This is a genomic window from Weissella sp. DD23, from assembly GCF_001579105.1.
Taxonomy (GTDB): Bacteria; Bacillota; Bacilli; order Lactobacillales; family Lactobacillaceae; genus Weissella; species Weissella cibaria.
Map to the genome: position 1 here is coordinate 1 of NZ_KQ970476.1, position 430 is coordinate 430.

Sequence of the window (430 nt, forward strand, 5' to 3'; positions counted from 1 at the left end):
GATATTTAGCTGAGGTGGCTGCTAAGCGCGATGCTCAAATGCAAGCCTACAAAGCGTACGTTTCGGAGAAAAGTCGCTTATCGCAGCGCGCTAGAGAGGCTGGCGAACGGTCTGCCCGGGCCAAGAAAATTAATCCGCACAAGCATAGTCGGGCCGAAGTTGAATCAATCAAGAATAATTCAAATGGCATTGAAAAAGGTTTTGCGCAACAACGCAAAGCTTTCAATAGTCGTCTAAACCGGTTAAACAAAGTTGAGAAGCCTCTATCAGAGACAAAATTGACGTTACAAAAGCCAGTGATGGTGCGCCCAGGTAAGCCGGTTATCACCGCATTGGATGTAACGGTGTCACAAGGTGAACGGGAATTAATCCAGCATGTGACACTCAAGGTTGAGACCGGTCATCGCGTAGCAATTGTGGGCAAAAATGG

At 47.4% G+C, this 430-nt stretch carries 1 pseudogene; it reads left to right on the top strand.

What is annotated here, in order from left to right:
- Positions 1–430: pseudogene (locus WEIDD23_RS13895) on the top strand (ABC transporter ATP-binding protein); the annotation flags it as partial.